General features: G+C 71.3%; 9 protein-coding genes and 1 pseudogene. 7 read left to right on the forward strand and 3 right to left on the reverse strand.

What is annotated here, in order from left to right:
• The first annotated feature begins 42 nt into the window (after positions 1-42).
• Positions 43-1257 (forward strand): glycine C-acetyltransferase, encoded by a 1215-nt coding sequence (locus AOK03_RS38240; RefSeq protein ID WP_055569963.1) that lies wholly within the window; start codon positions 43-45, stop codon positions 1255-1257.
• 59 nt (positions 1258-1316) lie between these two features.
• Positions 1317-2216: a LysR family transcriptional regulator gene (locus AOK03_RS38245; RefSeq protein WP_055569964.1), complete on the forward strand. Its 900-nt coding sequence runs from the start codon at positions 1317-1319 to the stop codon at positions 2214-2216.
• Positions 2217-2250: 34 nt separating this feature from the next.
• Here AOK03_RS38245 and AOK03_RS38250 read toward each other — a convergent pair whose 3' ends face one another.
• Positions 2251-3039 (reverse strand): SDR family NAD(P)-dependent oxidoreductase, encoded by a 789-nt coding sequence (locus AOK03_RS38250; RefSeq protein WP_055569965.1) that lies wholly within the window; start codon positions 3037-3039, stop codon positions 2251-2253.
• A 227-nt stretch (positions 3040-3266) separates the two neighbouring features.
• On the opposite strand from AOK03_RS38250, the gene AOK03_RS38255 reads away from it, so the two are divergent.
• Positions 3267-3623 (forward strand): beta/gamma crystallin domain-containing protein, encoded by a 357-nt coding sequence (locus AOK03_RS38255; RefSeq protein WP_055569966.1) that lies wholly within the window; start codon positions 3267-3269, stop codon positions 3621-3623.
• Between the two features lie 124 nt (positions 3624-3747).
• Here the strand turns inward: AOK03_RS38255 and AOK03_RS44665 are convergent.
• Together AOK03_RS44665 and AOK03_RS45075 are read right to left on the reverse strand one after the other, a co-directional pair.
• A pseudogene (locus AOK03_RS44665) lies at positions 3748-4430 on the reverse strand (substrate-binding domain-containing protein).
• Positions 4340-4984, reverse strand: a complete 645-nt coding sequence (locus AOK03_RS45075) for a LacI family DNA-binding transcriptional regulator (RefSeq protein ID WP_341845848.1) — start codon at positions 4982-4984, stop codon at positions 4340-4342. The pseudogene AOK03_RS44665 and the gene AOK03_RS45075 overlap by 91 nt, the downstream one beginning before the upstream one ends.
• A 6-nt stretch (positions 4985-4990) precedes the next feature.
• On the opposite strand from AOK03_RS45075, the gene AOK03_RS38265 reads away from it, so the two are divergent.
• The 4 genes from AOK03_RS38265 to AOK03_RS41550 all read left to right on the forward strand — a co-directional run.
• Positions 4991-5872 carry an ABC transporter permease gene (locus AOK03_RS38265; protein WP_107098220.1) on the forward strand — a complete coding sequence of 294 codons (882 nt, stop codon included), beginning with the start codon at positions 4991-4993 and terminating at the stop codon, positions 5870-5872.
• A gap of 70 nt (positions 5873-5942) precedes the next feature.
• Positions 5943-6968 carry an ABC transporter substrate-binding protein gene (locus AOK03_RS38270; RefSeq protein WP_055569968.1) on the forward strand — a complete coding sequence of 342 codons (1026 nt, stop codon included), beginning with the start codon at positions 5943-5945 and terminating at the stop codon, positions 6966-6968.
• Positions 6965-7804, forward strand: coding sequence for an ABC transporter ATP-binding protein (locus tag AOK03_RS38275; protein ID WP_425264450.1), 840 nt, complete (start codon positions 6965-6967; stop codon positions 7802-7804). Before AOK03_RS38270 ends, AOK03_RS38275 begins: the two co-directional genes overlap by 4 nt.
• A gap of 103 nt (positions 7805-7907) precedes the next feature.
• On the forward strand, positions 7908-8038 hold a 131-nt coding region (locus AOK03_RS41550), incomplete at its 3' end, for a helix-turn-helix domain-containing protein (RefSeq protein ID WP_157869201.1).

Genomic DNA, 8038 nt, shown 5'->3' on the forward strand with positions numbered 1-8038 from the left:
GCGCCGCCCACTCCAGCGACCCCCCGACCTCAAGGATTCCGCATGTTCGACTCCGTACGCGAAGACCTCCAGGCCACCCTCGACGAGATCCGCGCCGCCGGGCTGCACAAGCCCGAGCGCGTCATCGGCACCCCGCAGTCCGCGAAGGTCGCCGTCACCGCGGGCGGCCGCCCCGGCGAGGTCCTCAACTTCTGCGCGAACAACTACCTCGGCCTCGCCGACCACCCCGACGTCGTCGCCGCCGCCCACGAGGCGCTCGACCGCTGGGGCTACGGCATGGCCTCCGTCCGCTTCATCTGCGGCACGCAGGAGGTGCACAAGGAGCTGGAGGCGCGCCTGTCCGCCTTCCTCGGCCAGGAGGACACGATCCTCTACTCCTCCTGCTTCGACGCCAACGGAGGCGTCTTCGAGACGCTGCTCGGCGCCGAGGACGCGGTGATCTCCGACGCCCTCAACCACGCGTCGATCATCGACGGCATCCGGCTGTCGAAGGCGCGCCGCTTCCGCTACGCCAACCGGGACCTCGCGGACCTGGAGCAGCAGCTGAAGGAGGCCACGGAGGGCGGCGCCCGCCGCAAGCTGGTCGTCACCGACGGCGTCTTCTCCATGGACGGCTACGTCGCCCCCCTCGCGGAGATCTGCGACCTCGCCGACCGGTACGACGCCATGGTCATGGTCGACGACTCGCACGCCGTCGGCTTCGTCGGCCCCGGCGGCCGCGGCACGCCCGAGCTGCACGGCGTCATGGACCGCGTCGACATCATCACGGGCACGCTGGGCAAGGCCCTCGGCGGCGCCTCCGGCGGCTATGTCGCGGCCCGCGCCGAGATCGTCGCCCTGCTGCGCCAGCGCTCGCGCCCGTACCTCTTCTCGAACACCCTCGCCCCGGTGATCGCCGCGGCCTCGCTGAAGGTCCTCGACCTGCTGGAGTCGGCGGGCGACCTGCGCGAACACCTTGCCGCTAACACGGCCCTCTTCCGCTCGCGGATGACCGAGGAGGGCTTCGACGTCCTGCCCGGCGACCACGCCATCGCGCCGGTCATGATCGGCGACGCGGCGGTGGCCGGACGCATGGCCGAGCTGCTCCTGGAGCGCGGCGTCTACGTGATCGGCTTCTCCTACCCGGTGGTGCCCCAGGGCAAGGCCCGCATCCGCGTGCAGCTGTCCGCCGCGCACTCCACGGAGGACGTGAACCGCGCGGTCGACGCGTTCGTGGCCGCGCGGGCCGAGCTGGAGCGGGAGTCCGGCCAGGCCTGACGCGCCCCGGACGGGGCCCGTGGTGCGCCGGTGGCTGCCGGTTTGGGAGAATCGGCAGCATGATCGAAGCGCGGCGGCTGCACATCCTCCGTGCGGTGGCCGACCACCGCACGGTCACCGCGGCTGCCGCCGCGCTCTACCTCACCCCGTCCGCGGTCTCCCAGCAGCTGACCGCCCTGGAGCAGGAGACCGGCCACCGTCTCGTCGAGCGCTCGGCGCGCGGCGTACGCCTGACGGCGGCCGGGGAAATCCTGCTCACGCACACGAACGCGGTACTGGCCCAGCTGGAACGCGCCGAGGCCGAGCTCGCCGCGTACAGCACCGGTGAGGCCGGGACCGTGACGGTCGCGGCCTTCGCCACCGGGATCGGCCTCGTCGTCGCCCCCGCCCTGGCCCGCCTCGCCGTCTCCGCCCCCGGCGTCCGGATCCGCGTCCAGGACGCGGAGGGCGACGCGAGCCTGCCGATGGTCCTGGACCGGCAGGTCGACGTGGCCGTCGCCGTCGAGTACCGGGGCGCGCCCGGCGCGGACGACCCGAGGCTCACCCGCGTCCCCCTCTACGCCGAGCCCTTCGACGCGGTGCTCCCGGTCGGCCACCGGCTCGCGGACGCGGAGCGGGTGGCCCTCGCCGAGCTCGCCAAGGACGCGTGGATCGGCCCCTTCGCCGGCAATCCCTGCCACGACGTGGTCGTCCTCGCCTGCGAACAGGCCGGATTTCAGCCCCTGTTGGAGCATTGGTCGGACGACTTCCGGGCGGTGGTCGCGTTGGCGTCGGCCGGTGCGGGGGTCGCCCTCGTGCCCCGCTCGGCGCTGCGGGGCATGGACGTGACGGGCGTGGTGGTGCGCCCGGTCGAGGGCGCGGCTCCCACGCGCCGGGTGTTCGCGGCGGTGCGGTGCGGCGCCGAGGGGCACCCGCTGATCCGTCCGGTGCTGGACGCGCTGGGGGAGGCGGCGGGCTGACCACGGCCTCCCCCTCCTCGGCGCCGCCTTCCCGTCACACCGTCTTGACCGAGTTGCCGTCGATGATGTGGTCCGCCCCGGTGATGCTGGCGGCGACCGGCGAGCCCAAGTAGGCCACGAGCGCGGCCACTTCCGACGGTTCCACGAGTCGGCCGGTGACCATGGCCGCGGTGTCGGGCAGGCCGTCGAGGAGCTGGGCGTGGGGCACTCCCAGGGCCTCGGCGAGCTGCGCGCCGTAACCGTCGGTGCTCTCCCACATGGCCGTGCGGACGGGCCCCGGCGAGACCGTGTTGACCCGGACGCCCCGCGGCCCCAACTCCTCGGCCAGGGCCTTGCCGAAGGCGGTCAGCGCGGCTTTCGCGGTGCTGTACGCGATCGGTCCCGCGTGCGGGGTGCGGGCGCTGGTGGAGGAGACGTTGACGATCGCGCCACGGGCGGCGGTGAGGTGGGGCAGCGCGGCCCGTGTGGTGCGTACCGAGGCGAAGAAGTTCACGTCGAACGCGTCGGCCCACTGCTGGTCGGTGCAGGTCAGGAAGCCACCCGTCCAGGCTGCGTCCGGGTCCCCGCCGCCCACGTTGTTGACGAGGAGGTCCAGGCCGCCGAGCTCGGCCCCGGCCAGGGCCGCGAGGCGGGCGGGCCCGTCGGCCGTGGTCAGGTCCACCGCGACGGCCGTCGCGCCGGTGGCCGCGAGCTCGGGGGAGATGGTGCGGGCCGCCGCCACCACGCGCATGCCCTCGTCGAGCAGCGCGGACACGGCGGCCAGACCGATGCCGCGGCTCGCTCCGGTCACCAGCGCGGCCTTGCCGGTCATGTGCAGATCCATGCGAGTCTCACTTTCCTCGTCCGCTCTGCCCGAAATCTTGGCCCTTAGGGTCATCAAATGACCTGAATGGCATTGATCCGGACATTGGGCGACACGTTTCAGCCGTGCGTCATTTCAAAGATTGCCATGTACAGGAGTCCTACACGATCGTCATCGTGCAAGCGCAAAACGTTTCCCGGAAATGGCCGTCAAATGGCCGTGCTCGGGCCCGAAATCAGGGAGTACTTGTGCTGTCGAAAACCAAGAGGGTCGCCCGCTCCGCAACCGTGGCGATCGCCGCGGCCGCCGCGTTCACCGTGGTGATGCCCACCGGCAACGCCTTCGCCATCGACCACGTCGAATGCCGTGGCGGCGAGAACTTCTTAAAGATCTGGTCGCACAGCGGCGACGGCCGTTCGAGCGTGGACTGCTACGCCAACAAGGGCCGGACCGGCTTCGGCAACTGGTGGGTCGACCGCATCTCCACGGGCAACAACGACCTGATCTACTACGACGCCAATGGCGACTCCGTGCGCATCAACCGGTGGACCGACATCACCTTCCCGCACCGTCCGCCGAAGGTGAAGGACATCGAAATTCTGTGACGAGTCATGGGCTTCGGTAAATAGGAGTCAATAACTCGGCAAAGCGAGGGCCACCTCCGCACCGTGGCTCTTTCCGGTTTCCCCGGCCACGCCTTTTCCTTTCGGGCGTGGCCGGTTCCGGCTTTCAACCGCACTGCCCCGTGCTGCCCCGCAGCACCACCTCGCCCCGCACCCGCTCCATCCGCGACCGCCGCCCGGCCGGCTCCCGCGGAGCCGGCTCCAGCACCGCGCGCCCCATCATCGGATGGGGCGGCGCCACCGTCGTCAGCGGTGGAGTGAGCTCGCGTACGAGCGGGATGTCGTCGCAGCCCGCGAGCGACACGTCGTCCGGGACCCGCCCCCCTCCCGCGGCGCCGCGAGCGCCCCGACCGCCATCACGTCCGTCACCGCGAAGACGCAGGTCGGCGGGTGGCCCCGGCGGAGCAGTTCCTGCGCTGCCGCGTAGCCGCCGTCCCGGGTGAACGCCCCCTCCACGACGCGGTCCTGCGGCAGTGCGACACCTGCCTCGGCCGGCGCCGCGCGGAACCCGGCGAGCCGGTCCGCGACCGTCGTGAGGCGTTCCGGGCCGGTGCGGACGGCGAAGTCCCGGTGGCCGAGCCCGAGGAGCGCACGGGCCAGGGCCGCCGCGCCCGCACGGTTCTCGGGCAGCACCGTGTCCACCCGCAGGCCGCGATGCCGGCTGACGACGGCGACGCGGCCGCCGCGCGCGTACGGCGTCAGCTCGGCCGCCAACTCCCGCTCCCAGGAGCGGTCCTGGAAGCCGGAGCCGATGAGCAGCACGGCGCGGGCCCGCTGGGCGCGCAGCATCGACACGTAAGCGATCTCGCGCCCCGGCTCGCGGAAGGTGCTCGCCGGCATGACGAGCGGCCCGCGCTCGCCGCCGCGGCCATGACGCCGCTCGCGATGGCGGCGAAGCAGGGGTCGCCCACGTCGTGGCAGATGACGCCGACCGCGTTGTTGGACGAGCTTGCGAGGGCCTGTGCATGGGCGTTGGGGATGTACCCGAGGCGGTCCGCGGCGGCGAGGACCCGGCTGCGCAGGTCGTCGCGGACCCGGGCCGTGCCGTTCAGGGCGCGGGACGCGGTGGCGGGCGAGACCCCCGCGGTCCTGGCGACCGCCTCCAGCGTGACGTGCGGACCGCGCTCGGCTTCCCTCGCCGCACCCCCCGAGGCCGTGGCGCGCCGCGAAACCCAGGTCCGACCTATTGACCCTGCGGTCAGCCAGTCATTAGCGTGGCGGGAGTTTACCAGAAAGCGCTTTCTGAAGGGGCTTTCTGAAAGCCGTTTCCGGGATCTCCGCACCACAGGGCTCCGCCCCGGCCCCGCCGGTCCACGCAACTGCCTCCCAAGTTCACCGCACACCAGGGAATGTCAGGGGAGTTCACCGTGAGTCAGCGCACAGTGTCAGCAACTCCCGTGAAGACGGCGGGGGTTGTCGATCGACAACGGCCGAGCCTGCGGCAGCGCACGGCCGAGGCGGCAGAGAGGAGCTGGCGTCCCCTGGCCCTGCTGATCGTCTGCTTCGCCGCCTGGTGGGTGATCGCCGCCTTCGAGATGGTCGAGGCCTATCTGGTGCCCTCGCCCGGCGCCACCCTCGACGTCATCCTCGACAAGCCCGACTACCTGTGGCAGCACAGCTGGGTCACCACGTACGAGACCCTGATCGGCTTCGTCATCGCGGTGGCCGTCGGCATCCTCTCCGCCGTCCTGATGGTCGCCTCGACGACCGTCGAGAAGACCCTCTATCCCATCCTCCTCTTCGCCCAGGTCGTCCCGAAGATCGCGATCGCCCCGCTGTTCGTCGTCTGGCTCGGCTTCGGCATCGCCCCGAAGATCCTCATCGCCGTCCTGATCGCCTTCTTCCCCGTCGTCATCTCGATGGTCACCGGACTCAAGGCAGTGGACCCCGAGATGCTCCAGCTCTCCGCCACCATGGGTGCGCGGCCCTGGCAGACCTTCCTCAAGATCCGCTTCCCGGCGTCGCTCCCGCACCTCTTCTCCGGTCTGAAGGTGGCCGTCACGCTCGCCGTCACCGGCGCGGTCGTCGGCGAGTTCGTCGGCGCCAACGAGGGCCTCGGCTATGTGATCCTCCAGGCCAACGGCAACCTCGACACCCCGATGCTCTTCGCGGGGCTGCTGGTCATGTCACTGATCGGCGTGGTCCTGTTCGTGCTCGTCGAGATCGCGGAGAAGCTGCTGCTCCCGTGGCACGCGAGCCGCAGGGACCAGGGCGCGACCACCACGTACTGACCCCCCGCCACGTACCGAAGCCCCCGAGCTCCCCCCAGCCATGTCCTCCGTACGCGAGAAGGGCCGTCCCATGCACGCGCGCAGACTCCTCACCGGCCTCGTCCCCCTGGCGCTCGTCGCGGCGACCGCGACGGCCTGCGGTGACGACGACAAGACGAGCACCAGCGCCTCCGGTAAGAAGCTGGACAAGGTCACCCTGACGCTCAACTGGTACCCGTACGGCGAGCACGCGCCGTTCTACTACGGCAAGAAGCAGAAGATCTTCGAGGAACACGGCATCGACCTGGAGATCAGAGCGGGGCAGGGGTCCCAGAAGACCGTGCAGGCGACCGGCGCCGGGCAGACCGACTTCGGGTGGGCCGACACGCCCGCCGTGCTCGCCGGTGTCGACCGGGGCGTCAAGGTGAAGAGCCTCGGGGTGTTCCTGCAGACCACGCCCGCCTCCGTGCAGTCCTTCGCGGCCGAGGGCGTCGCGTCGCCCGCCGACCTCAAGGGCAAGACGGTCGCGGGCACGGCGGGCGACGCGCTCACCAAGACCTTCCCGATCTTCCTCCAGAAGAACGGCATGGAGCTCTCGGACGTCAAGGTCCAGAACACCGACCCCGCGGGCAAGATCGCCGCGGTGATCTCCGGCAAGACGGACGCATTGCTCGGGTACGCGAGCGACCAGGGACCCACCATGCGGAACAAGGCCGAGAAGGACGTCTCGTACCTCCGCTTCTCCGAACACGGCCTGAACTTCTACTCCAACGGCCTCATCGCGGGCGCCAAGACCCTCCAGGGCCGGGGTGATCTCGCCAAGCGGATGACCGCCGCGGTCAGCGAGGCGTGGGCGGCAGCCGAGAAGAAGCCGGGCCCCGCGGTCGCGGCGATGGCGGGCGCGTCCGAACAACTCCCGCCCAAGGGCGTCCTGTCGGAACAGTTCAGGACGACGCTGACGCTGCTGCACACCGACGCCACGAAGGGCAGGGCGCCGGGGGCCAACACCGAGGCGGACTGGAAGCAGACCATCGACGTCTTCTCCGAGGCGGGCCTGGTCGAGGACCCCAGGTCCGTCGCGGAGTACTGGGATTCGGCCAAGGGGATCAAGGGGTGACCATGCCCAACGACGCCATGCTCAAAAGGACCGGCGGACTTGCGCGGGAGGACGTCGCGACGGCCGCGCCCGCCGTGCGCATCGACGACGTCGCCGTGCGCTTCCGTACGAAGAAGAAGGACGTCACCGCGTTGCGCGACGTCTCGCTCGACATCGGTGCCGGCGAGTTCGTGGCGATCGTCGGCCCTTCGGGCTGCGGCAAGTCGACGCTGCTGAAACTGGTCGCGGGACTCCTGTCGCCGTCGTCGGGGGAGGTGCTCCTGGGCGGGGAGCGGGTGCGGGGGCCGCGGCCCGACACCGGGTACGTGTTCCAGCGCGCCGCGCTGCTCGACTGGCGCTCGGCGCGGCGCAACATCCTCCTCCAGGCGGAGATGCGCAAGCTCCCCGCCGAGCGGGCACGCGCGCGTGCCGACGAGCTGATCCGCACGGCCGGGCTCGACGGCTTCGAGGACGCCTACCCGCACGAGTTGTCCGGCGGCATGCAGCAGCGGGTTGCGCTGTGCCGTGCGCTGCTGCACGAGCCGCCCGTGCTGCTCATGGACGAGCCGTTCGGCGCCCTGGACGCGCTGACGCGGGAGCAGTTGAACGTCGAGCTGAACCGCATCTGGCGGGAGACCGGCACCACCGTCCTCCTGGTGACGCACTCGATCGCCGAGGCCGTGTACCTGGCGGACCGCGTGGTGGTGATGAGCCCGCGCCCCGGCACGGTCACGGAGGTCATCGAGGTCGGCCTGCGGCCGGAGCGGGGGTACGCGGAGACGCTCGCCTCGGCCGAGTTCCGCGGGGCGACCGGGCGGATCAGGGAGCTGCTGGGGGCCGTGTCGGCGCACGACTGAGGGCAGGGCGGGGCCGGGGGTCGGCTCCTTCCGCGGGGCCGAGACGCAGCCCACACGCGGCCGACCTTGCCGCCGTTCCCGCATTCGGGATACTTTCCCGAAAATGGAACACGACGGAGATGGAGTCGACGCGCGCCTCGCCGCGCGACTGTCCGAGCTGCGCGCCGAACGCGGCTGGTCCCTCGGCGAGTTGGCCGAACTGAGCGGGATCAGCCGCTCCACCCTGTCCCGCGC

This window comes from Streptomyces atriruber (assembly GCF_001418325.1).
In the GTDB taxonomy this organism is placed as follows: Bacteria; Actinomycetota; Actinomycetes; order Streptomycetales; family Streptomycetaceae; genus Streptomyces; species Streptomyces atriruber.

Excerpts from the sequence above, each read along its gene's own strand:
- AOK03_RS38240 (WP_055569963.1), top strand. The coding sequence starts at position 43 with ATGTTCGACTCCGTACGCGAAGACCTCCAGGCCACCCTCGACGAGATC.
- AOK03_RS38245 (WP_055569964.1), top strand. The coding sequence starts at position 1,317 with ATGATCGAAGCGCGGCGGCTGCACATCCTCCGTGCGGTGGCCGACCAC.
- AOK03_RS38250 (WP_055569965.1), bottom strand. The coding sequence starts at position 3,039 with ATGGATCTGCACATGACCGGCAAGGCCGCGCTGGTGACCGGAGCGAGC.
- AOK03_RS38265 (WP_107098220.1), top strand. The coding sequence starts at position 4,991 with ATGTCAGGGGAGTTCACCGTGAGTCAGCGCACAGTGTCAGCAACTCCC.
- AOK03_RS38270 (WP_055569968.1), top strand. The coding sequence starts at position 5,943 with ATGCACGCGCGCAGACTCCTCACCGGCCTCGTCCCCCTGGCGCTCGTC.